Raw genomic sequence first — 26,452 nt, forward strand, 5'->3', positions numbered from 1 at the left:
GAAAGAAAGATGTGGCCATGCTAGTGCTAGAAGGTTATATAAACCAATTTTGCCCAGGGAGTTGAAGAAAAAATGAAAGTAAGACAGGATGCATGGTCAGAAGAAAATGATTTATTGCTTGCTGAAACGGTATTAAGGCATGTCAGGGAAGGAAGCACCCAGCTGAACGCTTTCGAGGAAGTCGGAGATAAGCTGAACCGCACCTCTGCCGCCTGCGGATTCCGCTGGAACGCTGTTGTAAGGCACCGTTACGAAAAGGCGCTGCAGCTCGCCAAGAAACAGCGCAAACAGCGCAACAGGCTGCTCGGGAAAGAACAGGGCGGCAAGAAAAAGCTGCTGTACAATCCTCCGGTTCCAGCCGTTGAAGAAGTTGAATTGCTCACTGCTGATACACTGCCAATGCCAGAGGAAACAGAAGTCTATACGGAGACTTATACAGAAATAGATATAGATGCCGATGGAGATGCTGAAGAAGAAACAATCGAAGCTCCAGAACCAGTATTCTCTTATCCTGCCTATCAACCGGCGCCGCAGCCGCGGTCCCAGCTGAATCTGGATTCGGTCATCAGCTATTTGCAAAGCCTGAACGGCTCCACCCTCAGCGCTGATCTGTTAAAAAGCGAGAATGAAAGATTGAGGCGTGAAATCGCCATGCTGAGAAGCCAGAATGAGGAGTTATCCGGAAAAATCGGCATGCTGGAACAGAATACCGTCACAATCCAGGAAGATTACGAGACGCTCATGAAAATCATGAACAGGGCAAGAAAACTGGTTCTGTTTGACGAGGAAGAACGCCCGGCCACCAAATTCAAGATGGACCGCAACGGGAACCTGGAAAAGGTAGCAGAATAGAGGACCCCGCTGTTTTATAGACTCGGAGAGAAGAAATGGCAGCAGCCTGCCCCTTTAAACAGAAAACCGCCCGGATTAAAGGGCGGTTTTTTCTATTCTGGATGGTCAGGCGGGATCCTGAAGAGTGCCGAATACTTTTTCATTCCGCTCGGCGACCCGCTCATAATAGCTTTCATAAAGGCCGGCTTCTTCTTCATTCAGCCCGCCGGCATACAGCCTGCCTGATCGGCTTTTCAGCACGTTCAGGAACCTCATCATCACATCTGCGACCGTCAGCTCTGTCTGGAGCAGCTCGCTGAGCGATGCCATGACCGGCGGTGTGATGTCAGGGTACAGGAACTTCGTTACCGCATCCTTTTTCGCCCTGCTGTAAAACTCCCGGACCAATGCAGCCCGCCCGCTTCCACTGCCGTTTACACATAAATAGATCTGGACTGCCACTCCCTTGCGCAGCCTGCGCTGGGAAATGCCGGCGAACTTCCTGCCTCCGATGCTCAGATCATAGCTGCCGGGGCAATAAGAGCCAACAATCTCCCTTGCTTCTATTTCATATGGAAAGTCGCTGAACATTTCTTTTATCAAAAGCCACATAGCATCATAGCCGCGGTTGATATCAATCCCTTTTTCCGATTCTGGAAAAATAAGCGACAGATTCAGTACACCCTCATCCAGCACAACTGCCAGTCCGCCCGAGTTGCGGACAATCGCCCGGTAACCCTGATTCTGCAGCCAGTCCACCCCGTCTTCCAGGTATGGAAGCCGTGAATCCTGGATGCCGAGCACGATCGTCCGGTCATGAACCCATGCTCTTGCCGTTGCAGGGGTTTTTCCCGATCCGACAGAAGCACAGAGCGTATCATCCATCCCGAACGAATGCATCGCATTCAAATGCAGCCCCGCACTCGACTGGTCTATTATCCGCCACTCCGGCTGCTGCAGCAGCTCACTTGCTTCGTTCATCTTCAGTACTCCTTTAAATAAACAATATGGGATTATTATAGCATATGGGGGGCGGGGAGAAGAAAAGGGGCTGAGTCGCTGATCGGGTGCGCAGTTGGTTATTGAAATCAGCTTTTTGACTGTTGTTTCTGCCTGAAACTGATCTCTCTGCCTGAATACAGCCTATCTTTGGCGGCGCAAACGGCGATGGAACTGCTTTTCTGTTCACTTCAGGGCTTATTCTACCGAGTATCCCCGGGAATCTACCAACTTTACGCTATATTCTACCGACTTCACTCTATAATCTACCGCCATTGGTGTTTTTTCTACCAAGTGGCAGCTGACAGCCCTACCGCGCCGCGCACGCCCCCACAAAAAAAGAACCGGCACACCAAAGTGCCGGCTCCCTCCTATTACTGATTCAATGCCTGAGCTGCTGTAATTAGCGCAAGCTTATACACGTCTTCCTGGTCGCATCCGCGGGACAGGTCATTCACCGGACGGTTGAGGCCTTGAAGGATCGGTCCGACCGCTTCAAAGTTACCCAGGCGCTGGGCAATCTTGTAGCCGATATTCCCAGCTTCCAGGCTTGGGAATACAAATACATTAGCATCTCCCTGAAGAGGTGAATCCGGAGCTTTCTTTTCAGCAACGGATGGAACGAAAGCTGCGTCGAACTGGAATTCACCGTCCACGATGAGCAATGGCTCGCGAAGCTTGGCTTCTTCAACTGCCTGGGATACTTTTTCTGTTTCAGGCGACTTTGCTGAGCCTTTTGTTGAGAAGCTCAGCATGGCGACGCGCGGATCGATGTCGAACATTCTTGCTGTCTTGGCGCTTTCGATGGCGATTTCCGCAAGATCTGCGCTGTCTGGTGCAATATTGATCGCACAGTCGGCAAATACATACTTTTCATCTTCACGGACCATGATGAAGACACCGGAAGTCTTTTTGACGCCTTCTTTTGTTTTGATGATCTGAAGTGCCGGGCGGACTGTATCTGCAGTAGAGTGTGCAGCTCCGCTTACAAGGCCGTCTGCTTTATTTGCATATACAAGCATGGTGCCGAAATAGTTTTCATCAAGAAGAATGCGGCGGGCATCTTCTTCTGTCGCTTTTCCTTTGCGGCGCTCAACGAATGCAGCGACAAGTTCGTCCATCATGGCAAAGTTCTTCGGATCGTAGATTTCAACAGAATCAAGGGATACATCCAATGATTTTGCTTTATCTTCAATTTGGGCGATGTCCCCGATCAGAATAGGCGTAAGAATTTTATCAGCTGCCAGACGGCCTGCTGCAGTCAAAATCCTTTCATCCGTTCCTTCAGGAAATACGATTCGCAGATTATTGCCGGAAACCTTGTTCCTTAATCCTTCAAAAAGATCACTCATATGAAAAATCCTCCTTTTATATGTAACAAATCACTCGGCTAAAACGGCGCTGAGACTGCCTTTATCCGTAGAGAAGGCACCCGCGGCCGCTATTCTCACTCCCTTAGGATACTCCTCCACTGTGAAAATTCAAGAACAAGGAGAAGTGGCAGCGGTTACACCCGAAATGTTTTTGTTTTCTTAAAATTCTTATATTTAATACCTGGGATCCAATAGTTCCGGACGATGTTAATATGGTCTTTTCTGCCGGAAAATATCCGATTCCGCACCGTTCTGTTTGTCTTGTCTGCTATTCTTTTGAATCCCCTTGTTTTCCCTGTTGGAAACCTGATTGAGGATTATTTTTGAACAGCAGATAAGTGACATATAATTTTCAAGTTTCAGGCAGACGTGTTATGGTGAAACTATGATATAGTATTGGTGAGAATTCGAGTACATTTATAGGAGTGATCAGAATGACTGAAGCAGCACAAACGCTTGATGGCTGGTATTGCCTCCATGATTTCCGCACAATGGATTGGACTACATGGAAAATGACTCCGAAGGAAGAGCGCGATGCAGCAATCCAGGAGTTTATGGGCCTTGTGGATAAATGGAATTCCGTGCAGAGCGAAAAGAATGGCAGCCACGCTTTATATACGATTGTTGGCCAAAAAGCGGATTTCATGATGATGATCCTGCGCCCTACAATGGAAGAGCTGAATGAGATTGAGAATGAGTTCAATAAATCAAAGCTTGCCGAGTATACGATTCCGGCGCATTCTTATGTTTCCGTTGTGGAGCTCAGCAACTATCTGCCGGCCGGAGAGGATCCTTACCAGAACCCGCATGTCCTGGCACGCCTTTACCCAGAGCTTCCTAAAGCAAAATATGTCTGCTTCTACCCGATGGACAAGCGCCGCCAGGGTGAAGACAACTGGTATATGCTCCCTATGGAAGACCGCCGCAATATGATGCGCAGCCACGGCATGATCGGCCGCCAATATGCAGGCAAAGTAAAGCAGGTCATCACCGGCTCTGTCGGCTTTGACGATTATGAGTGGGGAGTAACCCTTTTCGCAGACGATGTGCTTCAATTTAAGAAGCTTGTCTACGAAATGCGCTTTGATGAAGTGAGCGCCCGCTACGGCGAATTTGGCTCTTTCTTTGTAGGAAACCTGCTCCTGGAAGACCAGGTGGGCAGCTTCCTGAATGTTTAATAATATATGAATCAAGCCTCGGCTCTTGCCGGGGCTTTTTTTCTTTGAAAAAATAATTCAACCTATTTCATGCATTTGGGCTTCGAAATTTTTCCATCTATTCAGTTACGCATTTAGATAATTTTCAGCTTGTGAGCAAGCCCCCTCCGCTTTTCTTTTTCCGCATCAGGCATAATATAGTATTTCACACATATTTATGAAATAGTGAGTTTGGTTTCATACGGATACTTTTACTTACAGTTCGATAGAGCTGCTGAGAGAGGTGAAGTTATGGCCGTTATTCCTTATACCGAAGAGGATGTAAGGCTTCTCGCACGGCTTATGCGTGCAGAGGCTGAAGGGGAAGGAAATCTCGGCATGCTGATGGTTGGCAATGTCGGGGTGAACCGTGTCAGGGCCGACTGCCTGGATTTTAAGGAGATTCCCTCTATCCGGAGAATGGTTTATCAGCGGCCAGGCGGGTTTGAAGCCACCATCAAGGGCTATTTTTACCAGAGGGCCCGCCAGAATGAAATCAACCTGGCCCGGAAAGTGATCAATGGGCAGCGCCATCACCCTGCCAGCAATTCGCTGTGGTTTTTCCGCCCCACCGGGGACTGCCCTGCCGAATGGTACAATCAGGCAAATGCAGGAAGATTCAAATCGCATTGCTTCTTTCAGCCGACTCAGGCTGACTGTCCAACTGTTTATTAATGAATTTTAGGAGGGATTTAATTTGAAACAGCAATCTGTACCGCAGCAGCAATATGTTGATTACCGCACCTATCCGCCTTATCAGCAGCAACAGCAGCAACAGCAGCAGCCTTACTATGGGGCAGGCACACAGGCACAGGGATACGGCGCCCAGCAGGTCTACCCGCAGATGCCGTCCGGTTCCATGCTCACCACATCTCCAACTACTGGAGTCTCGCCAGCCGCACAGGTCCCGGGAATGCTTCCTATTGAGCAATCTTATATTGAAAACATCCTCCGTCTGAACAAAGGGAAGCTGGCAACCGTTTACGCCACCTTTGAGAACAACCGGGAGTGGAATGCGAAGATTTTCAAGGGAATCATTGAAGCAGCCGGAAGGGATCACCTGATCTTGAGTGATCCGCAGTCAGGCACACGCTATTTGATCCCGATGATTTACCTGGATTATATTACGTTTGATGAGGAAATAGAGTATGACTATCCATATGGAGCGGCTCCAGGGCTGGCAGCCTTTCCGCCAAGATAATGAAAAGCCTGGCTTATGCAGCCAGGCTCATTTTTTTACAGATATTTAACTGCGGCAATGATCAGGAGTACCCATGCAGCAAGGAAGGCAACTCCGCCGAGCGGCGTGATGGCGCCGAGTACGCTGATCTTTGTCAGCGTCAGGACGTACAGGCTTCCGGAGAACAGAATGATTCCAATCAGCATCAGCCAGCCGGACCAAGAGAGTAAGGCCGTTGCCGGCAGGCGTCCCAGCAGAACCCCGATGATCAGGAGCCCGGTGGCATGGAACATTTGATAGGTTACGCCTGTTTTCCATGTTTCAAGATACTTTGGTTCCACTTTCCCTTCCAGGCCGTGGGCGCCGAAAGCACCAAGAGCAACAGCCAGGAATGCATTAATTGCACCGATTATGATAAAAATTTTCATGATTTCACCTCTTCATCTACTGCTTAAAAGTCGAAAATTGAATCTCCGTTCGCTTCATTTTCCATATTCATCTTTCTGGGCTGCTGGACCGAAGCCAGCGGCACGCTTTCCTGTACAGGCTGAGGAATATAAGATGCAGCCGGTCGCACCGGCTCTGAACTTGTCTTCTCACCTTCCAGAAGCAGCTCGCATAAAGCCTTTATGGAATATACCCGCTCCCGGATCCGTTCCTCAGAAGAGCTTGATTTGGCCTCCTGCAGCTCCTTTTCCATCTTGGCAAGCAGATTTCCAACAGGTATCTGCATACTATTCACCTCTTTTTTCTAAATCTCTACAGCTCCATTTTCGGCAGCAGGCACCCATGCTATTCAGGTTAGCCTGAATCACTTTGCCTTTTCCTCAAACTTGAGGCAAGGATGGCCCGAAGCCCTTTCAACCTCTTTGGATGGCAGCTGCCTTCCCTTAAATTGAAACGCCCTGCACCCTTTCGGAAACTGCCGGTCCCATGTCACATAGAAATGCTTGCATTTAAAGCAATTTGGCTGATTGCTGTTCAATCCTGTCATCCTTTGCTGAGTCTCATTTCTAACTCATTGGGTTATCGGTTTCTATTTTACATGACTCGTGGCGATTATACATCCTAAAACTCTGACAGTTGTTTGAATGAAAATAGAAAAAAATGCCGTCAGCTTTCGACGGCATTCTTCATATGCAATTTCCGTTCCACGTGAAACATGTCGATTTAGAGATCTGGTATCTGCCAATTGATTGCTGCTTCCCCATTATCCTTCAAGATCTGATTGGTTTTTGAAAAATGATGGCTCCCAAAGAATCCTCTTCTTGCTGATAGTGGGCTGGGGTGGACAGATTTAAGGATTATATGGTGCGGATTATCAATCAGCTTGGCCTTTTCCTGGGCCGGCTTTCCCCAAAGCAGGAATATGACCGGCTTTTCCCTTTCGTTCAGAAGGGTGATGACGCTATTGGTGAAGGTTTCCCAGCCCTTATTTTTATGGGAATGGGCTTCTCCCTCCCGCACAGTCAAAACGGTATTGAGCAGCAGGACGCCCTGCTCCGCCCAGCTGACCAGATATCCGTTATCAGGTATCTTGCAGCCAAGGTCTTCATGAAGCTCCTTGAAGATATTCCTTAAGGACGGAGGAATCCTGGTCTGCGGCTTGACTGAGAAGCTCAAACCATGGGCCTGTCCTGGTCCATGGTAAGGATCCTGGCCCAGGATGACCACTTTGACATCCTCATAATCGGTATACTTCAGGCTGTTAAAAATATCCTCCCTGGCCGGGTAGACCGTCCCGCTGGCATATTCCTCTTCCAGGAATCTCTCCAGCTCATGAAAATACGCTTTTTCGAACTCCTCTTCCAAAAGCTCGCCCCAGCGGTTATTTAATAGCTGCATCAGAATCCCCCTTATAGCTGACAGAGGCCTCATAGCCCAGCCTGCCAAAAAATTCGCTGATCGTTTTTTCCGCGTTTTTCTCAGCAAGTTCAAGAATTCCCTGGTCAATTGCTTCCGCCTCTACCAGTTCCTTTGCCTCCGCTGCAAGGCTGTATGCCTCTTCCCAATTCACATCATCCCGAAAAATGCCGGAAGCCGAAAAGGTCTGGACATGCTCCAGATCGAGCGACGGTTCCTGGAGGATGCTTGCCTTCGGAAGGGAAACTTCAATCCTTTTATCCTCTTCCGACACCTTGATGTCCTTTTCTCCAATTTGCTCAAGATCAACTCCTGCCGTTACCGTTCCCGGGACAATCAGCAGGAGCTTGCGCTTTGTCCCCGGCAGATCCGTTTCTATCTGCCTGCCAAACAGTTCATTGTCTTCTTTCTCAATCACGGCTTTCACAAGCGCCTGTGACGATGCCAGCGTAGACAGGCCGCGAACCTGTTCTATAAAACTCCCTTTCTCTTCTATAGCTGATGACCCTGTATAAAAATAAAAGATTCCTGCTGTAAGCAAAATTCCGATCATAATAAGCGACAGTAAAAACAGCCCGATTTTCCAGCTCCACTTCCTGAATCCGTAGCGCAAAAACCGTGAAAATGTAAACGCACCCCCGCTGCCTTCAAGAGCGGCGGCGCTTGCAGCCTGCTTGCGGGAAGTTTTCAGTTCCTTCATAAGCGCCTCCATCTGTTCTAATACTTCCTGTTCTTTTTTCAATAGCTCCGCTCCTTTTCTATACCCGTTCATTTCCATTATAAAATGGGAACTGCCTTTTTTGTAAAATTTTGCTGAAACACCGTACACAAAGTTTGAAGTTTAAGAATGGAAAAAAAGGATAAATAAAAGAATAAGCGGACAGGCTCATTGTCCAAAAAATTTAGAGGAGGAATACTTCATGTATAAAATTGAGGTTTGTGAAAACGGCGTACAAGCAACGGACACTATTAAAACTTTAACGGCAGAAGGCTATGAAAAGGACAATATCTTTATTTTTGCTCATGACGAAAACCGCTCCGAAGATTTAACAGATGCTACCAACACTGGCAGCGTTGGCATGAAGGAGCAGGGCTTATTTGATTCTGTCGGCAATATGTTCAATAAGCGCGGCGACGAGCTCCGCAACAAGTTCGAAGCTTTAGGCCTTTCAAAGGTTGAAGCGGAGCAATACGAAAAAGTGCTTGATGAAGGCAAGCTTGTCATTGTAGGTTCAAACGAATAATACAGAAGATCGGCCAGCCGTTCCGGGGCTTCTCTCGGGGCGGCTTTCTTACTCTGAAAAAAAGAACCCCTCTGCAGCCACGCAGAGGGGTTCTTGCATTTAACCCAGCAGGCGCTGGTAGATGGATTTTGCATGGGCCTCATCCTTCGTGCCATGCAGTAGCGCCCGGCCGTCACTGAAAAAGACGGCCCTTTCGGCACCAAGCTCGGCAGACAGGAGATACGGGTTGCCCTTTACTTCATAGCCGAGCCGGCCAAGCTGGCCTGCCAGCTCTTCAAGGTCAAGATTCCGCTTGCCGGGCGGGCGGATCTGGACGGTATCACGGCCGCAGAGCACTGCAGTTCTGGTCCGGTTATCCTGCTCCAGGTAAGGATAGGTCCTTTCAGACCCGCATGAAGGGCAGCCCGGATCCTTGGCTTTCGCAGTCCCCATATTTGTATACTGGCTGTGCCAAAGATCGAAGCTGACAAACGAAGTCCTGACTGCGTCCCAGTCCTCTGCCAGGATTTTCAGCGCCTCTGCCCCCTGATGGGCTACGGTCATCTGGACGGCCGGTCCAATGATGCCGCCTGTATCACAGGTAAGCCCCTGAAGCGGAACAGCTTTCAGAAGGCAATTCAGGCACGGGGTTTTACCCGGGATTACGGTAAAGCTCATTCCAAAGCTGCCGACACAAGCCCCGTAAATCCAAGGTATTCCAAGTTTCTGCGACAAATCATTGATGACCATTCTCGTTTCAAAATTGTCAGTCGCATCAATCATCAGATCAGTTCCAGGCGCAAGCTCAGCCAGCAATGAAGGGTCTGCATCCCCAACGATGCAGCTTAAGCTGACAGAAGAATTTATTTCCTTCAGGCGCCTTTCCGCCGCCTTCGCTTTCGGCAGCTTTTCCCTCGCATCTTTCTCCGCATAAAGCTGCTGCCTCTGGAGATTGCTTTCTTCCACATAATCTCTGTCAATGATCGTCAATCTTCCGGCACCGGCGCGGATAAGGAGCTCTGCACAGCCTGATCCCAGCGCCCCGGCACCAATGATCAGGGCATGCTTCCGGGCGATCTTCTCCTGTCCAGCCGTGCCGATTCCGGGAAACAGCGTCTGGCGCGAATATCTTTCGTCCAACCTATTCCCCTCCTCAGCCGCCGCTGACCGGCGGGATGAAAGCAATGACGTCTCCCTCTTTGATCAGCTCGTGATCCAGGGCAAATTCTTCGTTCACTGCTGTCATTACGGTTTCCAGATTAAGGTGATAGGCTTCGGTTAAAATGGCTTTCAGTTCATGGATCGTCTTGCCCGCAGCCTCAAGCTCTATTTCTTCCTGTCCTGCACTTTCACGCAAGTGGGCAAACAGTTTGATTTTATTCATCCAGATCCTCCTTTTGCGGACGTCCAGCCGGATAAGAAACGGTTTCAAGCTGGTTGCCGATCCACTCTTCCCCATCCTCCCAGTGTTCCTTTTTCCAGATTGGGACTATTTCCTTGATTCTTTCGATGGCATAGCGGTTCGCTTCATAGGCATCCGCCCTGTGCGGGGTAGATACAGCAATGACGACGGCTATATCGGTAATATCCAGCCTGCCTGTCCGGTGGGTGATGGCTGCCTTGGCGCCTTCCCATTTTTCTTCTATTTCATGGCCGATCTGCTCAAGCTTCTTCACTGCCATTGACTCATATGCTTCATACACAAGATACAGGGTTTTCTTGCCGCCTGTCAGCTCCCTGACCGTCCCGATAAACACGGTGACCGCCCCAGCATTCCGCTGGATGACTTTATCAGTGACAGCCTGCACATCAATCGGTTCTTTTGATAGTTCAAAATCCACTTTCTCACCTCTTAGGATTCTCGAAGTTTTTATCTATATAGAATAGCAGGATTGGCTTCCCATTCCCAATTTTAAGACTCCCAGCCGAGCATACGCTTAGCCTGCTCGTATTCAGAAGGATGGTTCATATTGAAAAAACAGGACTCCCCACCAGTCCAGCCTCTTTTCAAAAGCATTTCCTCTGATAAAATCCTGCTGTCCTCTGTCAGCAGATTCCTCATTTTACGGTCGCCTGCCTCCAGCATTTCCTCTGCCCTCCGGTATAACCCCCTGTGATAGGCACCGAACAAGGGATGAAGCTGCCCGCAGATTTCCGGGACAGCCGCCTGGCATTCGCCCAGCTCGCTTAAAAGGATGCTGCCGAGCCGGGCTGAAAGAAAGGGCATATCACAGGCTGCGACAAGATTATAATCTGTTTGCGAGTTTTTCAGTCCTGCATGGAGTCCGGCGAGCGGCCCTCCGTCCTGATAGATGTCACCAGCCATCGGGCAGCCCAGAAAGCCGTAGTCTTCCGGGGAGTTGGTGACAATGATGATATCCTGAACTGCCTTTTTCAGCTCGTCACGCACCCGTTCAATGACCTTTGTCCCCTCTAAGCTGAGCAGCGCCTTATTCTGGCCCATCCGTCTTGAACGCCCGCCCGCAAGAATGATTCCTGTTGCTTTCATGCAGCAGCCTCCTTTTTGGTATATGTAACTATTGTAGCTTTCTTGTTGGTGGAATAATAGGTGGTGGGAAAAACATCCATGGGAGATAGGCAGTATAGTTTTTTAACGAGGCTGATGATTTCCGTTCCAGGCACTTCGCTTTCCGCGGGGCGGCGCTGAGCCTCCTCAGAGCAAGCTCCTGTGGGGTCTCAGCCCTGCCGCTATCTCCCGCAGGAGTCTACGTGCCTTCCACTGCAATCATCAGGTTTTTTATACTTTTTTGGGCGGATCTAACAGACAAGGAACTTCTGTTAAATGTTTTCCTCTGTCTTCCTTGATGCTAAATCTCCTTGCGCTGAAAGTACGTCAATCCTGATAGGAAAAACAGTACGAAGCCCCCGAGGATGACGATCAGGAGGGTTTCCATGGAGGCATTCAGTGCCCCGAATTCTTCTCCCATCCGCGGAATCATGGTCAGAAACGGCTGTGCCCATGGATAGAACGGTCCGTAGGTTTCTGAGTTGGCTACCAGGATGTTCGGGAGCGTGAAAACCACATTAATAGCCAGCGGGGCGGCAAAGCTGGACCATGCGGCTGAAACAAACATTTGCAGGGCCGCGACCGGAAGGCAGGCAGCCCATCCGCCGGCTATGCTTTCCAGAATGATTTTCCACGGAATCGGTGTGTCGAACCCTTTCATCTGTGCCACCAGCAGCAGGCCGCCTAAAAAAAGCAGCTGAGAGACAGCGATCAGCCCCATGACAAGACTGAATTTCACGATGTATACATTCCTCCGGGAAACCGGCAGTGACAGCAGCTGCTTCCAGCCTCCGCCCAAATGCTCATAGCGGCAGACAAATGCAGAAAACACACCGGTCAATAACGGCAGGAACAGCAGCGCATGGACGAAAGCCATGGTGCTGAGGGTGTAAAGCCATTGCAGCTCTCCCTCCATCCCGGGGACATCCGCTTCAGCAAAACCGGCCAGGGCTGCCAGAAGAGGGCTGATAAATATAAGCAGCCAGACAGAAGACTTCCTTAGCTTCAGCCATTCAGAGCTTAATAGATTCTTCATGCTATTTCACTTCCTTTCTGGAAAAATCGATCAGCCCGGTTAAATAGATGGCGATGCCGAGCAGGACGCCGGCCAGTGCTGAATAAAAAGGACCGCCCCAGCTCTCAAGAAATAGCCACTTCAGCGGAACCCAGTCCGGGAACTTCACGGAAAACAGGGTAAGCACCGTCGCCAGAATACCGGCCGTCAGCGGGATGGCCTGATTTTTCATGGTGATGGAAATCCATAGCTGCAGCGCAATAAAAGGCATCCCCGCCAAATAAGGAAAGAACACTGATTTAGCCAGATGAAGGAAGGGAATGTCTGTACCAAAGCCGAGGATCAGCCCCAGAATGATCAATCCAAAGAACAGCAGCACACAGGAAATAAGCAATAAGACAGCTGCCAATAGAAACTTGGAGGTAAATACCTTTCCTTTGGAAACGGGAAGGGCCAGGAGCTGCTTCCATGCATTTGTCTGATGCTCAATATTGGCTATCATGCTGGTGATCAGCGCGAGCCCGAGCATGATGGCAGGGATGCTGAGGAAGCTGGCCTCGCCGATCAGCCCTTTCCATAAAGCTTTTGCATAAACCCCTGTCAAATACTCATAGCGGAGCCCGAAATTGACTGCTTCAAGAGCGACGACGCCAAAGGGGCCGAGAAAAACGAGGAACAGGATCATCTTTCTTTTGATTTTCAGGAAGTCAGCGGAAAGCATGTTCATCATCACAGGCTTCCCCCTTCTCCTGTCAGCTCCAGGAAGATGTCCTCGAGCGTTTTTCTCTGCTCCTGGACACGGTATACAGAAACATCATGGCGGACCAGTGTTTCCACAGCCGCGGCAATCTGAGTATCCGTCCCGTCAAGCAGCAGATGCTCCTGCTCTCTTTCTGCCTGGATGCCGTTTGACAGGAGCGCTCTCCAGGCCGATTCTGTTTCATTGACAGTAATTGCAATCCGGCTGTTTGCCTTCTGCCTGAGAACATGGATCGAATCCTGGAAGATCATCGATCCTTTGGAGATGATGCCCACCTGTGTTGCCATTTGATCGATTTCAGACAATAGATGGCTTGAGACGAGGATGGTCATCCCATGCTGGGCCGGCATGCTTTTAATCAGCTCCCGGATTTCAAGAATGCCGGATGGGTCGAGTCCGTTTGTCGGCTCGTCCAGGATCAGCAGCTCGGGGTTCGCGAGCAGGGCAGCGGCAATTCCAAGCCGCTGCTTCATTCCAAGGGAAAAGCCCTTTACCGGCCGCTTCGCTTCTTTTGACAGGCGGACAATGGCCAGCACTTCATCAATCCTTGATTTTGGCACCTCGAGGATCCTGCGGAGAGCCTCAAGATTTTCGATGGCGGTCAGATGGCCGTAATAGGACGGATATTCAACAAGGGATCCGACTTTGCGGAGGATCTGAAGCTTCTCTTTTTTCAGGTCCTTGCCAAAAATCTGGATGGTTCCGCCCGTCGGCCTGGCCAGCCCGAGCAGCATCCTGATCGTCGTTGTCTTGCCCGCTCCGTTCGGGCCGAGGAATCCGTATATTTCACCTTTCGCCAGCCGCAGATCCACATTTTCAACCGCACTCCGTTTTCCAAACTTTTTCGTTAAACCATTCGTTTCCAAGATTAAATCGCTCATTTTCTTCACCTCGGAACCATCTTATCCTGTGAAGGTTAAGCTGGGGGTGGGGGGAAGTTTAAATTTGGTTTAAAAAAAGGGGGGAAATTAGCATGTGCAGTATTTTGCGGGGAGGTTTGGGGTACATTTGAGGTTTTTCTGTTTAAAAAGTCTAGCTATCTTAGAGCCAGCTGGTGTCTCTAGCATGAATTCCGGCTGATTCTACATAAATTTCTTGCTTTTCTACACATTATACATTTATTACCAATCACTAAAAAATCAGCTGTCCCTTTATTCATATTTTTATCTCTTCGGACTTCGTCTGTTGATTTCCATTGCAGGCACTTCGCTTTCCGCGGGGCGGCTCTGCAATCCCGCAGGACGTTGAATCTTCACCTTTGAACCTGCATCGCACGAAGAAAATGCGCATGCATTTTATGAGGAGTCTGCGTGCCTTCCACTGCAATCAACAGGGTTTTTAAATTTGGATTGTTTCCTTATCGCCTCAAAATTCTATTCTAGTCTTTTAAAAAAACAAAAAGAATCCAGATGAAATCACCTGAACCCTCCACCAATATTTATCCATCTTTATGCCCTAAACCCGAATCCCCCTTCCTCTCAATCACCATCTCCGTCCCCCCGCTGCTGCTGTTAATTTGTAGATCAAGATTCATTTCCTTCAGCATAAGAGCTGCAATGGAGAGGCCGATGCCAGCGCCTTTGCCAGCCGACTCGCCTGTCATTCCAGGCCCTTTATCTTTGATCGTGAGAATTTCCTTTTCCGTATCCAGCAGGACGCCGACATATTTGCCCTGGGCGGCGTGCCGGAGGATATTCTGAAACAGATTATCGAGGATGCGGTTCATCCATTGCCCGTCTATATCCCAGTAGATGCTCTTGTCCGGCAGCTCGATATCAAGCTCAAAGCCTTCATTTTCAAAAACAGGATACCAGGCGGCTGCCGATGTTTTTACGAGCCGTACGATATCTATTTTTTCCGGATTGTATGGATACTTGCCGGAGGTTAATAGTGTATAGGAAAGCAGGTTTTCGATCAGCTGGCCCAGATAGCTGATTTTATCGTCAATAAGTCCGAGAGATTCCTGCCCTTTTTCTGAATATATTTCTTTTTTCAAAGAGTAGGCATGGCCCCTGATTGTTGTCAGCGGCGTTCTGAGGTCATGGGACAGGTTGGCGATCAGCTGGCGCCTGAGTTCTTCTTCTTCCCGCTCCCGCTGCCTGCCTGTTTCAAGCTGGTCGATCATCCGGTTGAAAGCACCTTCCAGCTGGCCGATTTCATCCTTCTTTTCAATGGCGATCGGCAGGGGGATTCCGCCTTCAGCAGGCTTGTCCATTGCCTCCTGGAGACGGAGCAGCCTCTGGCGGATTCTGTAAAAGAAAATCCATGACACAAACAGGAACAATCCCAGCACCCCAAAGGTGGCAAACAGATAATAATAGTCATAGCTTCTGCTTACTTTCTCCCATTCTGTGTCCATTTCTCCCCGCGGCACCTGGATGACCATGAACCCTTCGGATTTCCCGGACCCGATGAATGATACGACGGTATAAGGATCAGCTTCAAGGCCCCGGTTAGTCTTCATGAAATCTATGGTGTACAGCGGGTCCCACTGGGCAGGGATCTTCATTTGCTCAGGAAGCTTCAGCTTTGTGCTCCCTTGTTCGTCAACCCAGAAGATGCTGGCCTTGCTGTACTTTTGCTTCAGCTCCAAGAGTCTTCCGCTGATTTCTTCATCCGTTTTTCCGCCGAGCTTCTCCCCTTCTTTCTTCCACATTGATTCAATGCCTTCGCTGTCTTCGTAGAGATTCGGGTCATGCTCCTGCATGGAAAACGGGATATGGAATAATACTGAAACGAGCGGAAAAGTGATCGGCATCAGCACCAGCGCCAGCAGGATGATGAGCAGATATCTGCCCTGCAGTGATTTTGGCTTCATTGCTTCACCCTGTAGCCGATGCCCCGGATGGTTTCCAGGATGGCAGGCGAGCCCGGGTTTTCTTCAATTTTTTCGCGCAGGTAGCGGATGTGGACCATCAAGGTTTTATCTCCGTCTATATAGGGCTCCCCCCAGACTGCCTCAAAAATCTGCTCTTTTGTGAGAATCTGGTTCGGATGGCGCAGCATGTACATGAAAATCTGATGCTGTTTGCCGGTCAGGATGATTTCTTCGCCGCTTCTTGTATCAATGATCCGGTTTTCCCCAAGGCTGACTTCGAGATGGCAAAGCCGAAGCTGGCTCTGTTCCGGTTTCCCGTATCTTCGGAGCAGCACATCGATCCTTGCAGCCAGTTCTTCCGGATGAAATGGCTTTGTCAGGTAATCATCGGCAAACTGCAGGCCCTGCAGCTTATCATCGACAGCCGTCCGGGCCGACAGCATCAGGATAGGGATTCCAGGGGCATCCTTCTTCAGACGCTGGCCGATCGTAAAACCGTCAAGCCCGGGCAGCATCACATCGAGGATGACCAGGTCCGCCCTTGCAGCTGCCTGGGCTGCTCCCTCCCCTGACTGCAGCCAGTCGACCGAATAGCCTTTTTCTATGAGATAATCTTTCGTCCATTTGCCGATTTCTTTATCGTCTTCGATATATAGAATGTTCTTCATCTCTATCACCGCTCAATCTGCTATTTCTGTTTTTATCATAGGTAAATTTTGGCGAAAAGAAAAGGGGTCACTGCAATTCGTTCCAATTGTACTGAGATATAATATTGTTATAATCATAGTTAGAACAATATTGGGAGGCGCATGACATGACTATGAAGAAAGTACTTACGATTGCTGGATCGGATACGAGCGGAGGAGCGGGCATCCAGGCGGACCTGAAAACATTCCAGGAACTCGGTGTGTACGGGATGACTGCACTGACAACGATTGTAACGATGGATCCGAAAGACCAATGGCATCATCATGTACATCCGCTGCCAATCGAAACGCTGAAGGCGCAGCTTGAAACCATCCTTTCTGTCGGCATCGATGCCATGAAGACAGGCATGCTCGGAACGGTGGAAATCATTGAGCTGGCGGCAAAGGTAATGGATGAAAATAAATTGACCAACACGGTCATTGACCCTGTTATGGTCTGCAAAGGGGAAGATGAAGTATTAAACCCTGAAACCACTGACGCGATGAGGGAGCTCCTTTTGCCGCGGGCAACAGTGGTGACACCCAACCTGTTTGAAGCATGGCAGCTGGCGCAGACCGGGCCGATCCGCACCATTGATGACATGAAGGAAGCAGCAGCCAAAATCCATGATATGGGTGCAAAGTTTGTATTGATCAAAGGCGGCAGCAAGCTGAAGCATGAAAAAGCGGCTGACCTCCTTTATGACGGAAAAGACTTCATCCTGTTTGAAAATGAGCTGATTGATACTGTTTATACGCATGGGGCAGGCTGCACCTATTCTTCTGCAGTAACAGCAGGACTTGCGAAGGGTCATAGCGTGACAGAAGCTGTCGAAATTGCGAAATCGTTCATCACGGAAGCGATTCGCCATGGGTTCCGTCTGAACGAGTATGTGGGTCCTACGATGCACGGGGCATACCGCAGCAACGGCTCAATCGAAAAAGCTGAAGGCCGTAAAATCTGATAGCGGAGGATAAACCTGCCGCTGCTTGAAAGGAATGTGGAAGCGCCGATTTCGCTTTTCCATTCCTTTTTTAGTAAAATAATCTCATTCAAGGAACAGCAGCATTGTGCTGAAAGGAGGCAAATATATGAAGCCTGTCGTAAAAGAAGAGGTGCAAAAGGAAATCAGCCGGCTTGCCGGGAAAAATGTCTTTGTCCACCTCGAAACAACGAATGGGGCGTACGCATCCCATTTCGATGAATCCTTCTTCTCTGCGGGAGCCTATATCCGCAACGCTTCCCTCAAATATGAGCTCGGGAAAATCACCGGGGACGGCCCGTTCAGAGTCGGACTGAAAATGGAATTTGGCTGGGTGTATGCAGAGGGCATCACCCACTTTGAAGCTGATGAGATCGGCCGCCTGCTGATGGCTGGCCATGATAATGGCGGAAAGCTTGCTGTGGCGCTGCAGATCAGTGAGACTCCGTTTGAATAAGTGTGAAAGGAGAAATAGCTAATGGAAAAGGAAAGACATGTACTCGTCATTTTCCCGCACCCTGATGATGAAGCATTTGGTGTATCAGGCACGATTGCTACCCATGTTAACAGCGGGACCCCTGTTACATATGCATGCCTGACGCTTGGCCAGATGGGGCGCAATCTGGGGAACCCTCCATTTGCAACGAGGGAGAGTCTGCCGCTGATTCGCCGCAAAGAACTGAAGGAGGCTGCCCGCGTCCTGGGAATCCAGGATTTGCGTATGCTCGGGTATCGTGACAAAACAATTGAATTCGAGGATGAGAAACTGCTCACTGATCACCTTTTCTCCATTGTGGAAGAAGTGAATCCGTCGCTGGTCATCTCCTTTTATCCTGGATACTCGGTTCACCCTGACCATGATGCAACAGGGGCTGCTGTTGTAAGAGCGCTTGAGCGCCTGCCTGTGCAGGACCGGCCGAAGCTGCATTGTGTGGCATTTTCCAATAACTGCGTCGATGAACTTGGCGAAGCGGATATCCTCAATGATGTCAGCCCAGTCGTCGACCAGAAGCTGGCAGCGATTAAAGCGCACCTTTCCCAGACGCAGCTGATGGCTGCCCAAACGGAGGAAAAGCTGAAAAATAAAGACCCTCAGGCTAAAGCCTGGATTCAGAATGAACGGTTCTGGACATATAAATTTTAAAATCGGATGCGGCCTTCTATAGCAAGAGGGCACCATATCCATAAAAAAAAGAGCCCCCGGGCTCTTTTTTTAATCTTCATCTCCCTGCAGCATCTGTTTCAGGTAGGACAGCTGTCTGCCATCTTCTTTCTTAATTATCTTTACAAGCATTGGCTTCGTCAGGGACATGATGAAGCCGGATGTATGGATATTGGCCTCAAGCTCCACCTGGGTGCCTTCATCAATTTCTGTGAATGTATAATCATACGTGACAACCAGCCCGTTGGAATTGCTTTTTGCCGTATAGGACTTGTCCTGTTCAAATTGTGTATATTCAATTTCAGCCTTGACCTTCTTGCCCCTGATCATCCTTGTTTCAATGAATTTCGTCGATGGCCCGATCGGACCGTCCGTGGCCTTTTCCATCTTGACGACATTCGGCATGATTTCAGGCGCGTTGTCCGGGTTGGTGGCGTACTGGAAAACTTCTGCTACTGGTCTTCTTATAATGACAGTTGATTTAAAATCAGCCATATTCTGCACCCCGTTTAAAAGATTTGCTGGTACAGAGAACATTATACCTTTTTGAGGGATATGAGTCAGGTATTAATTTAAGAGATATTTGCTCGGACGCTCATTATGTTAAAAAGAGGCATGGCTCTCTGAGCCTACCCCTTTTCTATTCTGAAAGCCGGATTTTATACAGCTTATCATCGTTTGGCCCCGGGTTCCCGCGGCCATCCGTATTATTGCTGGCGAAATACAGGATATTATCGGAGAGCAGCACATCCCTGATTCTTCCGGCACCGGTGATGAGTTCCTTTTGCTCTCCTGTTACCAGATTGAATTCAAGGACTGCAGCCCCCCTCAGGGCAGAAGCATAAAGCTTCCCGTCCTTGATGGCTATGCCGGATGGAGCCCAGGTATTGTCCTCCCCGGAGGTGAAGAGCGGCGCTTCCATGCCTTCCTTCTCTTCCTTGCCCTGGATGACAGGCCAGCCGTAGTTTTTTCCGGCTTCAATCCGGTTGATCTCATCATTGGCGGATGGCCCGTGCTCAGAGGCATAGAGAGTGCCGTCTTCAGCCCAGGCCAGCCCCTGCGGATTGCGGTGGCCATAGCTGTATACATAAGAACCTGCAAATGGATTGTCGTCCGGAACTGTTCCATCCAGATTCATCCTGAGGATTTTTCCGCCGAGAGAATCCAGGTCCTGGGCGATTGCCGGATCAGCTGCCGCATCGCCTGCCGCAGCATAAAGCTTGCCGTCAGGGCCGATTTTCAGTCGGCCTCCATGATGGTATTGCCCGCTCGGGATCCCATCAAGCAGCAGCCTTGTTTCCTCCCAGGCATCCCCCGTCTGCTTCAGGACGACGATCCGGTTCTGCTGGACGGCCCCTTCCTCATACGTATAATACGCAAAGGCTTCTCCAGTGCTTTCATAATCCGGGGAAAGGACAAAGCCGAGCAGGCCGGCCTCTGAAGCCTGTGAGAGTTTCTTTTTCAGGCGGACCTCCTGCCTCTGAAGGCTGCCCTCTTCTGCTTTTACAATGCTCCCTGTCCTCTCAGTCATATAAAAAGTGCTTCCTGCCTGGTCGATCGCCCACGGGGTCCTCAGATCGGCTGCGAGTTCTTCTGCATCCGGCACGGCTAAAGCCGCTTCCTCGCTTTCCTGCTGCCGCGGCTCTTCCTCATTCGATTTGTTTTCTGCAGAGCAGCCTGCCATTGCAAGCAAGCCGAGCAGCATGAATAGGACTGATTTTTTCACAGTATCTCCGCCTTTCAGCTGAAGGTTTCAAAACGTCCAAAAAACAGGCCGGCCCGTGCCGTCCTTCCCTTATGCCTTAAGGGCATCCAGGATTGCTTTTGCAACCCCGCTTTCTTCATTGGTCAGCGTGACATAGTCGCACTGTGCCTTGATGATGTCATCGGCATTGCCCATGGCAACAGATCTGCCCACGCGTTTGAACATAGAAAGATCGTTATAGTTATCGCCTATTGCCATTGCATCCTGGATGCCTGTCCCGCTTTTTTCAAGGAAGGCTTCAAGCGCAACGCCCTTTTGCGCATTTTTGCTTGTCAGCTCCAGATTTTCCTCACCGGAAGAGCTGATGACGAGACCTTCGTCTTCAAGCGGCACAAGGGCTTCCTTTGCCGCCGCCAGCCTTTCAGCATCGAATGAGAAGGCAAGGAGCTTATAAATCTGATGCTCTGTATCATCAAAAAGGATATCGTAGCTGTCCACTTTCTGGACAAGCCCTTTTGTGAACCTTTCCTCTGCCGCCTTCATGACTTCATCCACATCAGCTTCAGGGTTTCCGCTCATGAAGATGTCGACGATGATAGAAACGCCTTTATCGGCATCAATCGTGTAGGTTCCTTTATTTGTGTACACTTCGAAATAAACGCCATTTTGCAGGAGTGCCATGCCGGCTGTCCTTGCCGTCGACTTGTCGAGCGGATTGGCCGCTATGACTTCTTTATCGATGGTCCTCACTTCTGCCCCATTGACGCAGATCATCGGGCAGCGTATCCCGGCTTCTTCAAGGACGAAGTTCGCTTCAAAATAGGATCTTCCTGTGGCGATGACAACCTCCACCCCTTCAGCCTGAGCCTTCTGGATCGCCTTTTTGTTTTCTTCTGTAATCTGCTGGGTTGCGGTCAGCAGTGTACCGTCCATATCAATCGCAATGCATTTCACCATATTTTCTTCACCTACTAATTGTTTTTTCAATCTATGTAGCATTCTATCAGTTTTTCCTTCTTACTTTAAATATTTGCTACCTTCACGGATGCTCAGGGGTGCGAGCGGAGAACTGCTGATAAAGCTTCTGACTGACTCAGGATTTGTCTTGCTGTACTCCCTCAATGCCCAGCCGATTGCTTTTTGGATGAAAAATTCCCTGCTTCCGGCGTTCTGGCTGATGAATTCATACAAGATGTCTTCTCTTGTATTTTGCTTGTAGCGGAGCTGGTAGATGATGCTCGTCCTTATCAGCCACAAATGGCTGCCATATGCCCAACTCCTGACTGTCTCCTCAATGGTTTCAGGATGATTGGCTGCAATGCGGCCGACAGGATGTGCAGCCAATGTATCAACAGTATCCCACCAGGACTTTTCTGTAATCAATCTTTCCATAAACAGCATGTCGTCTTTTACAAGCTTCTTCAAGGAGCTGATGATATAGTCACAGGCTGCATATTGATATTCTCTTTCTTCCTTCTTCCAGAGTTTCGAAATCAGCTCATGCTGAAAGGGCTCCTTCAGGATTCCGGTTTCAGCAAAAAACTCCTTTGTCAGCTTCCTGCGCTCCGGCGTCCTGATTCCCAGGAACGGGAAGTTGTTTTTCATATATTTTTGCATCGCCACTGCCTGCTCCGCATTCTTGTGCAGGATTAATTTTTCTTCCAGATGTTTGAGATGCATTCCATCCAGCTCCTTGTATATTCAGGTTTTTTGCTAAATAGGTTGCTAGCTTGCTTATTTGGGTATATATGTACGTAAGGCACTCTAAAGGCAGCGAAATCCCGGCTTTCCCGCCAATTATTCTTGGATATTGCCATTCCCAGCTATTGATGGCATTTTCACCTGCCTTTTATACATGTTAAGGTTAAATATAGAGAAAAAACAGGGGGTATTCTATGAATGAACAGCAAAATAAGTCATTAAACAGTGTTTTTTGGGTCTCTGCTTCAGTGATCCTTCTGCTTGTCCTCACAGGCGTCTTCCTGCCTGATATTTTTTCAGGGGCCGCACAGAAAGCCTTCGATTTCACTACATACGCCTTTGGCTGGTTCTACCTGCTATCGGTACTCCTCTTTGTATTATTCTGCCTTTTCCTGGCCATCAGCAAATATGGCCGCATCCGGCTTGGCGGAAATGATGAAAGACCCGAATATTCCTTTTTCACATGGATCGGCATGCTCTTCAGCGCCGGATTCGGCATCGGCCTTGTCTTTTGGGGAATCGCCGAGCCGATGAGCCATTACTTTTCGCCTCCCATCGCTGATATGGAATGGCTCACACCTGAAGCAGCAAGGACTGCCATGGGCTACTCTTTCTTCCATTGGGGCGTCAGTCAATGGTCCGTTTTCACGATTGTCGGACTCGCAGTCGGGTATTTCCAATTCCGCAAAAAGCAGGACGGGCTTGTTTCCACCACGCTCAAGCCAATCATCAGTGTAAAAAGGGAGCGGACAGGCCTCCGGAAATTCATTGATATCCTGGCTGTCATTGCCACTGTCCTGGGTGTAGCCACATCACTCGGGCTTGGGATCCTGCAGATTAACGGCGGATTGAATGCTGCCTTCGGGATCACTAACAGTGCATGGGTGCAGATTATCATCATCGTTGTTTTGACAGCCCTTTTCCTCTTGTCGTCTACGACCGGATTGGATAAAGGAATCAAGTATTTGAGCAATCTTAACCTTTCCCTTGCTCTGATCATCATGCTCTTTGTATTCATTGCCGGACCGACTGTTTTCATCCTGAATACGTTCACACAGGGCATCGGCGATTATATGACCAATTTCATCAACTGGAGCCTGCGCCTTACACCTTATAAAGGCGGTACATGGGTGCGTGACTGGACGATTTTCTATTGGGCATGGGCGATCGCCTGGTCCCCGTTTGTCGGCGCGTTCATTGCACGGGTATCAAGGGGCAGGACCATCAGGGAATTTGTCGTCGGCGTGCTGATCATACCGCCGCTCATCGCTCTTTTATGGACAGCCGTGTTTGGCGGGACCGCCCTGCACTTTGACCTGTTCCAGGGAACAAGCATAGCTGAAGCAGTCAATGCGGATGTGACCAGTGCTCTGTTTACAACATATGGTGAATTGCCGTTTACCTTTATTGTCTCATTATTATCGATTCTGCTGATTTTCACGTTTCTTATTACCTCAGCAGATTCGGCAACCTATATTCTCGGCAGCATGACTTCCAAGGGTTCCCTGATGCCTCCTCTCGGTGTGCGCATCGTCTGGGGCATCCTGATCGGTGCGATTGCGGCCGTCCTCCTGCTCAGCAGCGGGCTTGAGGGTCTGCAGACTGCCTCGCTTGTCGCAGCCCTGCCGTTCACCATCATCCTTGTCTTTATGTGCATTTCGCTCCTCAAATCATTGAGCAAGGAACCGCCTGTGCAAAAGACCAAAAAATAAACAGCAAAACTCCCGTGTAAAAGCGGGAGTTTTTCTTTTATAGGGTGTCCATATTATTTTTCCCTTAGTGCTTTGATATATAAGATTTCAGCTCTTCCATGTTATTCGTACGAAAAACAACCTTCTCCTGATTAAAAACAAAATAGGAGGGAAGCTCGCTCAGTTCCAGTTCGGGATAAGATTTTTGTAAATAATCCAATTCTCCAGATATGTATCCTGAGGCAAATCGATCGCCTGGTTTTTTATTGGCAAATTTAAGAGATGATGAATTGCTGGCAGCAAATCCAATTACGGTTTGTACTTCTTTATCCGCGGCCAGAAGTTCCTGATAAGAGACAGTCTTTTCAGTTTTGACTCTGGTTAAATACGTTGCCTTTCCTTTATTCCATTCAGCCTTAATCACAAGGGTCACAGTTCCGGGACGGTTTGTAAATTGAAAGACAGATCCATCCTGTTTATAGATTTCTTCTTCAAGCCGCGGCTCCCAGGCGGAAATGGATATTAGATCGGGCTTCTCCGGAAAGGAGACTGCAAGATCTGCAAATGGGCCGACCGGCAATGCCTCCATGTTTTCCAGGGAGTCTGATAGATTAGCTTTATTCAATTCTTTGGATGTGTCCGTCCCGTTCCATGAATAATCAAACAAAACTGCTTGAGCTTCCTTGCCTTCCGACACTATTTCAGGGAATGGAGGCTTTTCTTCCTTATACAGTTTCCATTTATCGAAAGATAGCAATATAGCCAATAGCGCTATCGCCCCAATTCCCCACTTCAAAGATTTCTTAGTCATAATCCGCCTCCTTTGTCACCCTAAATATTACCATATTTTCCTTTATTTCAAGACCTTTATGCAGATTTCCCAACCTGATTTATGAAAAGGCTCTTTTCGTAAAGATTGTTGCTTTTAAACAGGATAGTGAAGGAATGGTTTCAAAAAAAGGAAGTCTTCTCCTTATTAGAGTGAGTGACCAGCAAGCCTTAAAATAAGCGGAGCTTTTACGGTTAAGCTGAGCGAAGGTGCCTATTTTCCAGTTTTTTGAGTCGATAGCCGGAATTTCTCCATCTATTTGAGCTATTTTTAAAGCTTTTTCGAAAATAGGGGGAACTTCTCCCCTTGTTTTTCAACCTGTCATTCAGGTCCGGGAATGTCCGTTCTTTTATGGGGAACGGGGAAGGAAAAAAGTGCTCTTAAATAGCTTTTCTTGAATGACCCATGAACAAACGGGGGCTTTAAAAGAATAAAAAATACAGTCGTTCCAACACATAGGAAAGGCTGTTTTTTATACCTCATGTAAGAAATTGACGGGTTTGAATGTTAGTAAGCACAGCAGCATTTGCGGAGGCAAGATAGCAGCAATCTATGCGAAAAGCGCCTATGGAAAAAAGCAGCCCTCCTTAAAGGGCTGCCATTCCCGCTATCAGCTATGAAAGATGATATGATCGATAATCCCGTATTCCTTTGCTTCCTCGGCGCTCATGAAATAGTCGCGGTCTGTGTCCCTGGCCACTTTTTCAACAGGCTGGCCGGTTTTTTCGGAAATGATTTTGTTGATATGCTCCCGGAGCTTCAGAATGCGTTTCGCGGATATTTCTATTTCAGTCGCCTGCCCCCTGGCACCGCCAAGCGGCTGATGGATCATGATTTCGCTGTTCGGCAGGCTGCAGCGCTTGCCTTTCGTGCCGGCGAGCAGGAGCATGGCACCGAAGGAGGCCGCCATCCCCGTGCAGATTGTCCTGACATCAGGCTTGATGTATTGCATGGTGTCATAGATCGCAAAGCCGGCTGTAGTGGAGCCGCCCGGACTGTTGATGTATAGGGATATATCCTTGTCAGGTGCATCTGCGGCAAGAAACAGAAGCTGGGCAATTACGCTGTTTGCCACATGATCATTGATCTCTTCTCCGATCATGATGATCCTGTCCTTCAAAAGCCGTGAATAGATATCATAGGAGCGCTCGCCCCTGCTCGACTGTTCGATTACATAAGGTATTGCCGTCATATCCATTCCTCCCTTTCTGCGGTCTATGCCGCGATAGAGAGTGTGCATTGCGGAGGAGTCTGCCTATGCTGGCAGAGCTTTGGCTCAGCGTGGACAGAAAGACTTTTCAGGGACGGCAGCATGGGGAGCGCCCTTAGAAGACAGCCTGGATCTTCTTCCTGGAGGGACCTGGCCAGCAGCCTGGCAACAGCAGCAGCTTCTTCGCTCCCGGTGTCAGGGCTGCCTGTGTCAGCATCTGTCTGCAGCTGCCTGCGCGCCCGGCTTAAGGCTGACTTTACGGCAAATTCGGTTGTCTGCAACAGTCCGGCGATTTCCTTTGAGGTATATTGAAACCCCTCCTTAAGAGCATAAATGACTGCCTGCTTCAAGGTCAGGCATTCCATCAGCTTATCGACAGCTTCACTGCTGACGTATTGCTTCTCTTCATTCCGGATAGGCTCCGGCGACTCCTCCAGCTGCTCCTTTTTCCGTTTGCGCGTCACATCCACCCAGCAGTTATAGGCAATTTTCTTCAAAAGCGCCTGACTGACCCGCTCAGGCTCATAGCTGCTGGCGGCACGGAGGAAAGCCTCCTGGGCCAGGTCGTCACCATCCCAGCTGTTCTGCGCCAGAAATCGGCTATAGCGCTGAAGAGCGGGATACATCTCATCCGCCTTCTCCGCCAATCCCTGTACCCGGTCTGCCTTTTCCTGCTTCATCACCATCGCTGCTCACTCCT

Annotated in this window: 31 protein-coding genes; 9 read left to right on the forward strand and 22 right to left on the reverse strand. The window is 49.2% G+C overall.

Annotation, left to right across the window (positions count from 1 at the left end; genetic code table 11):
- The first annotated feature begins 72 nt into the window (after positions 1-72).
- A complete protein-coding gene (locus tag ACQCVH_RS07285) occupies positions 73-852 on the forward strand; it encodes an RsfA family transcriptional regulator (protein WP_426835078.1) in 780 nt (259 codons plus the stop codon).
- A 105-nt stretch (positions 853-957) separates the two neighbouring features.
- Here the strand turns inward: ACQCVH_RS07285 and lipL are convergent, their stop codons facing one another.
- Positions 958-1,812: an octanoyl-[GcvH]:protein N-octanoyltransferase gene (gene lipL, locus ACQCVH_RS07290; protein ID WP_426835079.1), complete on the reverse strand. Its 855-nt coding sequence runs from the start codon at positions 1,810-1,812 to the stop codon at positions 958-960.
- A 392-nt stretch (positions 1,813-2,204) separates the two neighbouring features.
- Positions 2,205-3,182, reverse strand: coding sequence for a phosphate acetyltransferase (gene pta, locus ACQCVH_RS07295; RefSeq protein WP_009791662.1), 978 nt, complete (start codon positions 3,180-3,182; stop codon positions 2,205-2,207).
- A gap of 455 nt (positions 3,183-3,637) precedes the next feature.
- Here pta and hemQ point away from each other — a divergent pair, with 455 nt between their 5' ends.
- The 3 genes from hemQ (at position 3,638) to gerQ (ending at position 5,600) form a co-directional block, all read left to right on the forward strand.
- Positions 3,638-4,381, forward strand: coding sequence for a hydrogen peroxide-dependent heme synthase (hemQ, locus tag ACQCVH_RS07300; protein WP_022544519.1), 744 nt, complete (start codon positions 3,638-3,640; stop codon positions 4,379-4,381).
- 270 nt (positions 4,382-4,651) lie between these two features.
- Complete coding sequence (locus ACQCVH_RS07305) at positions 4,652-5,074, forward strand: cell wall hydrolase (protein WP_426835080.1); 423 nt, start codon at positions 4,652-4,654, stop codon at positions 5,072-5,074.
- A 22-nt stretch (positions 5,075-5,096) separates the two neighbouring features.
- A complete protein-coding gene (gerQ, locus tag ACQCVH_RS07310; RefSeq protein WP_426835081.1) occupies positions 5,097-5,600 on the forward strand; it encodes a spore coat protein GerQ in 504 nt (167 codons plus the stop codon).
- A gap of 35 nt (positions 5,601-5,635) precedes the next feature.
- Here gerQ and ACQCVH_RS07315 read toward each other — a convergent pair whose 3' ends face one another.
- The 4 genes from ACQCVH_RS07315 to ACQCVH_RS07330 all read right to left on the reverse strand — a co-directional run bounded on the left by ACQCVH_RS07315 (position 5,636) and on the right by ACQCVH_RS07330 (position 8,184).
- Entirely contained in the window at positions 5,636-6,007 is a 372-nt protein-coding gene (locus ACQCVH_RS07315) for a DUF423 domain-containing protein (protein ID WP_009794339.1), read from the reverse strand.
- Between the two features lie 23 nt (positions 6,008-6,030).
- Positions 6,031-6,312 (reverse strand): YwdI family protein, encoded by a 282-nt coding sequence (locus tag ACQCVH_RS07320; RefSeq protein WP_426835082.1) that lies wholly within the window; start codon positions 6,310-6,312, stop codon positions 6,031-6,033.
- Between the two features lie 437 nt (positions 6,313-6,749).
- Positions 6,750-7,424: a uracil-DNA glycosylase gene (locus ACQCVH_RS07325; protein WP_426835083.1), complete on the reverse strand. Its 675-nt coding sequence runs from the start codon at positions 7,422-7,424 to the stop codon at positions 6,750-6,752.
- Positions 7,408-8,184, reverse strand: coding sequence for a DUF4230 domain-containing protein (locus ACQCVH_RS07330; RefSeq protein ID WP_426835084.1), 777 nt, complete (start codon positions 8,182-8,184; stop codon positions 7,408-7,410). Before ACQCVH_RS07330 ends, ACQCVH_RS07325 begins: the two co-directional genes overlap by 17 nt.
- A 178-nt stretch (positions 8,185-8,362) precedes the next feature.
- Between ACQCVH_RS07330 and ACQCVH_RS07335 the strand changes: the two genes are divergently transcribed.
- The gene (locus ACQCVH_RS07335; protein ID WP_257992745.1) at positions 8,363-8,686 is read left to right on the forward strand and encodes a YflT domain-containing protein; all 324 of its coding nucleotides are present in this window, start codon (positions 8,363-8,365) and stop codon (positions 8,684-8,686) included.
- A gap of 99 nt (positions 8,687-8,785) precedes the next feature.
- On the opposite strand, the gene ACQCVH_RS07340 is transcribed toward ACQCVH_RS07335, so the two are convergent.
- From ACQCVH_RS07340 to ACQCVH_RS07380, 9 genes are all read right to left on the reverse strand, one after another.
- Positions 8,786-9,805 (reverse strand): ThiF family adenylyltransferase, encoded by a 1,020-nt coding sequence (locus ACQCVH_RS07340; protein ID WP_426835085.1) that lies wholly within the window; start codon positions 9,803-9,805, stop codon positions 8,786-8,788.
- A 13-nt stretch (positions 9,806-9,818) separates the two neighbouring features.
- Positions 9,819-10,049: a molybdopterin converting factor subunit 1 gene (moaD, locus tag ACQCVH_RS07345; protein ID WP_426835086.1), complete on the reverse strand. Its 231-nt coding sequence runs from the start codon at positions 10,047-10,049 to the stop codon at positions 9,819-9,821.
- Positions 10,042-10,506: a molybdenum cofactor biosynthesis protein MoaE gene (locus tag ACQCVH_RS07350; protein WP_009794347.1), complete on the reverse strand. Its 465-nt coding sequence runs from the start codon at positions 10,504-10,506 to the stop codon at positions 10,042-10,044. Before ACQCVH_RS07350 ends, moaD begins: the two co-directional genes overlap by 8 nt.
- A 71-nt stretch (positions 10,507-10,577) precedes the next feature.
- Positions 10,578-11,174 carry a molybdenum cofactor guanylyltransferase gene (mobA, locus tag ACQCVH_RS07355; RefSeq protein WP_426835087.1) on the reverse strand — a complete coding sequence of 199 codons (597 nt, stop codon included), beginning with the start codon at positions 11,172-11,174 and terminating at the stop codon, positions 10,578-10,580.
- A 319-nt stretch (positions 11,175-11,493) separates the two neighbouring features.
- On the reverse strand, positions 11,494-12,228 hold the full coding sequence (locus ACQCVH_RS07360; RefSeq protein WP_426835088.1) for an ABC transporter permease: 735 nt from the start codon (positions 12,226-12,228) through the stop codon (positions 11,494-11,496).
- A gap of 1 nt (position 12,229) precedes the next feature.
- Positions 12,230-12,937 (reverse strand): ABC transporter permease, encoded by a 708-nt coding sequence (locus tag ACQCVH_RS07365; protein ID WP_426835089.1) that lies wholly within the window; start codon positions 12,935-12,937, stop codon positions 12,230-12,232.
- The gene (locus ACQCVH_RS07370) at positions 12,937-13,848 is read right to left on the reverse strand and encodes an ABC transporter ATP-binding protein (RefSeq protein WP_426835090.1); all 912 of its coding nucleotides are present in this window, start codon (positions 13,846-13,848) and stop codon (positions 12,937-12,939) included. The genes ACQCVH_RS07365 and ACQCVH_RS07370 overlap by 1 nt, the downstream gene beginning before the upstream one ends.
- 557 nt (positions 13,849-14,405) lie before the next feature.
- Entirely contained in the window at positions 14,406-15,785 is a 1,380-nt protein-coding gene (locus ACQCVH_RS07375) for a sensor histidine kinase (RefSeq protein WP_426835091.1), read from the reverse strand.
- Complete coding sequence (locus ACQCVH_RS07380) at positions 15,782-16,453, reverse strand: response regulator transcription factor (protein WP_426835093.1); 672 nt, start codon at positions 16,451-16,453, stop codon at positions 15,782-15,784. The genes ACQCVH_RS07375 and ACQCVH_RS07380 overlap by 4 nt, the downstream gene beginning before the upstream one ends.
- A 146-nt stretch (positions 16,454-16,599) precedes the next feature.
- Between ACQCVH_RS07380 and pdxK the strand changes: the two genes are divergently transcribed.
- The 3 genes from pdxK to bshB2 all read left to right on the forward strand — a co-directional run bounded on the left by pdxK (position 16,600) and on the right by bshB2 (position 18,598).
- The gene (gene pdxK, locus ACQCVH_RS07385) at positions 16,600-17,436 is read left to right on the forward strand and encodes a pyridoxine/pyridoxal/pyridoxamine kinase (RefSeq protein ID WP_426835094.1); all 837 of its coding nucleotides are present in this window, start codon (positions 16,600-16,602) and stop codon (positions 17,434-17,436) included.
- A 127-nt stretch (positions 17,437-17,563) separates the two neighbouring features.
- The gene (locus tag ACQCVH_RS07390) at positions 17,564-17,911 is read left to right on the forward strand and encodes a YojF family protein (protein WP_426835095.1); all 348 of its coding nucleotides are present in this window, start codon (positions 17,564-17,566) and stop codon (positions 17,909-17,911) included.
- Between the two features lie 21 nt (positions 17,912-17,932).
- The gene (gene bshB2, locus ACQCVH_RS07395) at positions 17,933-18,598 is read left to right on the forward strand and encodes a bacillithiol biosynthesis deacetylase BshB2 (protein ID WP_426835096.1); all 666 of its coding nucleotides are present in this window, start codon (positions 17,933-17,935) and stop codon (positions 18,596-18,598) included.
- 69 nt (positions 18,599-18,667) lie between these two features.
- On the opposite strand, the gene ACQCVH_RS07400 is transcribed toward bshB2, so the two are convergent.
- From ACQCVH_RS07400 to ACQCVH_RS07415, 4 genes are all read right to left on the reverse strand, one after another.
- A complete protein-coding gene (locus ACQCVH_RS07400) occupies positions 18,668-19,111 on the reverse strand; it encodes an SRPBCC family protein (RefSeq protein ID WP_224901944.1) in 444 nt (147 codons plus the stop codon).
- A gap of 145 nt (positions 19,112-19,256) precedes the next feature.
- The gene (locus tag ACQCVH_RS07405) at positions 19,257-20,342 is read right to left on the reverse strand and encodes a PQQ-dependent sugar dehydrogenase (RefSeq protein ID WP_426835097.1); all 1,086 of its coding nucleotides are present in this window, start codon (positions 20,340-20,342) and stop codon (positions 19,257-19,259) included.
- A gap of 69 nt (positions 20,343-20,411) precedes the next feature.
- Positions 20,412-21,278, reverse strand: a complete 867-nt coding sequence (locus ACQCVH_RS07410; RefSeq protein ID WP_426835098.1) for an HAD family hydrolase — start codon at positions 21,276-21,278, stop codon at positions 20,412-20,414.
- 60 nt (positions 21,279-21,338) lie between these two features.
- The gene (locus tag ACQCVH_RS07415; RefSeq protein ID WP_426835099.1) at positions 21,339-22,001 is read right to left on the reverse strand and encodes a DNA alkylation repair protein; all 663 of its coding nucleotides are present in this window, start codon (positions 21,999-22,001) and stop codon (positions 21,339-21,341) included.
- 215 nt (positions 22,002-22,216) lie between these two features.
- Between ACQCVH_RS07415 and ACQCVH_RS07420 the strand changes: the two genes are divergently transcribed.
- Complete coding sequence (locus tag ACQCVH_RS07420; RefSeq protein WP_426835100.1) at positions 22,217-23,734, forward strand: BCCT family transporter; 1,518 nt, start codon at positions 22,217-22,219, stop codon at positions 23,732-23,734.
- A gap of 64 nt (positions 23,735-23,798) precedes the next feature.
- On the opposite strand, the gene ACQCVH_RS07425 is transcribed toward ACQCVH_RS07420, so the two are convergent.
- The 3 genes from ACQCVH_RS07425 to ACQCVH_RS07435 all read right to left on the reverse strand — a co-directional run bounded on the left by ACQCVH_RS07425 (position 23,799) and on the right by ACQCVH_RS07435 (position 26,438).
- A complete protein-coding gene (locus ACQCVH_RS07425) occupies positions 23,799-24,524 on the reverse strand; it encodes a hypothetical protein (RefSeq protein ID WP_426835101.1) in 726 nt (241 codons plus the stop codon).
- Between the two features lie 628 nt (positions 24,525-25,152).
- The gene (clpP, locus tag ACQCVH_RS07430) at positions 25,153-25,734 is read right to left on the reverse strand and encodes an ATP-dependent Clp endopeptidase proteolytic subunit ClpP (protein ID WP_224901920.1); all 582 of its coding nucleotides are present in this window, start codon (positions 25,732-25,734) and stop codon (positions 25,153-25,155) included.
- Between the two features lie 23 nt (positions 25,735-25,757).
- Entirely contained in the window at positions 25,758-26,438 is a 681-nt protein-coding gene (locus ACQCVH_RS07435) for a sigma-70 family RNA polymerase sigma factor (RefSeq protein ID WP_426835102.1), read from the reverse strand.
- Between the last annotated feature and the right edge of the window lie 14 nt (positions 26,439-26,452).

The organism is Bacillus infantis (assembly GCF_050107595.1).
Classification (GTDB): Bacteria; Bacillota; Bacilli; order Bacillales; family Cytobacillaceae; genus Bacillus_AB; species Bacillus_AB infantis_C.

What these genes read in the sequence shown, in the direction of transcription:
- ACQCVH_RS07360 (WP_426835088.1), bottom strand. Translation starts at nt 12,228, where the DNA reads ATGAAGAATCTATTAAGCTCTGAATGGCTGAAGCTAAGGAAGTCTTCT.
- ACQCVH_RS07380 (WP_426835093.1), bottom strand. Translation starts at nt 16,453, where the DNA reads ATGAAGAACATTCTATATATCGAAGACGATAAAGAAATCGGCAAATGG.
- bshB2 (WP_426835096.1), top strand. Translation starts at nt 17,933, where the DNA reads ATGGAAAAGGAAAGACATGTACTCGTCATTTTCCCGCACCCTGATGAT.
- hemQ (WP_022544519.1), top strand. Translation starts at nt 3,638, where the DNA reads ATGACTGAAGCAGCACAAACGCTTGATGGCTGGTATTGCCTCCATGAT.
- ACQCVH_RS07435 (WP_426835102.1), bottom strand. Translation starts at nt 26,438, where the DNA reads ATGGTGATGAAGCAGGAAAAGGCAGACCGGGTACAGGGATTGGCGGAG.
- ACQCVH_RS07335 (WP_257992745.1), top strand. Translation starts at nt 8,363, where the DNA reads ATGTATAAAATTGAGGTTTGTGAAAACGGCGTACAAGCAACGGACACT.
- mobA (WP_426835087.1), bottom strand. Translation starts at nt 11,174, where the DNA reads ATGAAAGCAACAGGAATCATTCTTGCGGGCGGGCGTTCAAGACGGATG.
- ACQCVH_RS07285 (WP_426835078.1), top strand. Translation starts at nt 73, where the DNA reads ATGAAAGTAAGACAGGATGCATGGTCAGAAGAAAATGATTTATTGCTT.
- lipL (WP_426835079.1), bottom strand. Translation starts at nt 1,812, where the DNA reads ATGAACGAAGCAAGTGAGCTGCTGCAGCAGCCGGAGTGGCGGATAATA.
- clpP (WP_224901920.1), bottom strand. Translation starts at nt 25,734, where the DNA reads ATGACGGCAATACCTTATGTAATCGAACAGTCGAGCAGGGGCGAGCGC.
- ACQCVH_RS07420 (WP_426835100.1), top strand. Translation starts at nt 22,217, where the DNA reads ATGAATGAACAGCAAAATAAGTCATTAAACAGTGTTTTTTGGGTCTCT.
- ACQCVH_RS07410 (WP_426835098.1), bottom strand. Translation starts at nt 21,278, where the DNA reads ATGGTGAAATGCATTGCGATTGATATGGACGGTACACTGCTGACCGCA.
- ACQCVH_RS07390 (WP_426835095.1), top strand. Translation starts at nt 17,564, where the DNA reads ATGAAGCCTGTCGTAAAAGAAGAGGTGCAAAAGGAAATCAGCCGGCTT.
- ACQCVH_RS07365 (WP_426835089.1), bottom strand. Translation starts at nt 12,937, where the DNA reads ATGATGAACATGCTTTCCGCTGACTTCCTGAAAATCAAAAGAAAGATG.
- pta (WP_009791662.1), bottom strand. Translation starts at nt 3,182, where the DNA reads ATGAGTGATCTTTTTGAAGGATTAAGGAACAAGGTTTCCGGCAATAAT.
- ACQCVH_RS07315 (WP_009794339.1), bottom strand. Translation starts at nt 6,007, where the DNA reads ATGAAAATTTTTATCATAATCGGTGCAATTAATGCATTCCTGGCTGTT.
- ACQCVH_RS07305 (WP_426835080.1), top strand. Translation starts at nt 4,652, where the DNA reads ATGGCCGTTATTCCTTATACCGAAGAGGATGTAAGGCTTCTCGCACGG.
- moaD (WP_426835086.1), bottom strand. Translation starts at nt 10,049, where the DNA reads ATGAATAAAATCAAACTGTTTGCCCACTTGCGTGAAAGTGCAGGACAG.
- ACQCVH_RS07375 (WP_426835091.1), bottom strand. Translation starts at nt 15,785, where the DNA reads ATGAAGCCAAAATCACTGCAGGGCAGATATCTGCTCATCATCCTGCTG.
- pdxK (WP_426835094.1), top strand. Translation starts at nt 16,600, where the DNA reads ATGACTATGAAGAAAGTACTTACGATTGCTGGATCGGATACGAGCGGA.
- ACQCVH_RS07425 (WP_426835101.1), bottom strand. Translation starts at nt 24,524, where the DNA reads ATGACTAAGAAATCTTTGAAGTGGGGAATTGGGGCGATAGCGCTATTG.
- ACQCVH_RS07415 (WP_426835099.1), bottom strand. Translation starts at nt 22,001, where the DNA reads ATGCATCTCAAACATCTGGAAGAAAAATTAATCCTGCACAAGAATGCG.
- ACQCVH_RS07370 (WP_426835090.1), bottom strand. Translation starts at nt 13,848, where the DNA reads ATGAGCGATTTAATCTTGGAAACGAATGGTTTAACGAAAAAGTTTGGA.
- ACQCVH_RS07325 (WP_426835083.1), bottom strand. Translation starts at nt 7,424, where the DNA reads ATGCAGCTATTAAATAACCGCTGGGGCGAGCTTTTGGAAGAGGAGTTC.
- ACQCVH_RS07400 (WP_224901944.1), bottom strand. Translation starts at nt 19,111, where the DNA reads ATGGCTGATTTTAAATCAACTGTCATTATAAGAAGACCAGTAGCAGAA.
- ACQCVH_RS07320 (WP_426835082.1), bottom strand. Translation starts at nt 6,312, where the DNA reads ATGCAGATACCTGTTGGAAATCTGCTTGCCAAGATGGAAAAGGAGCTG.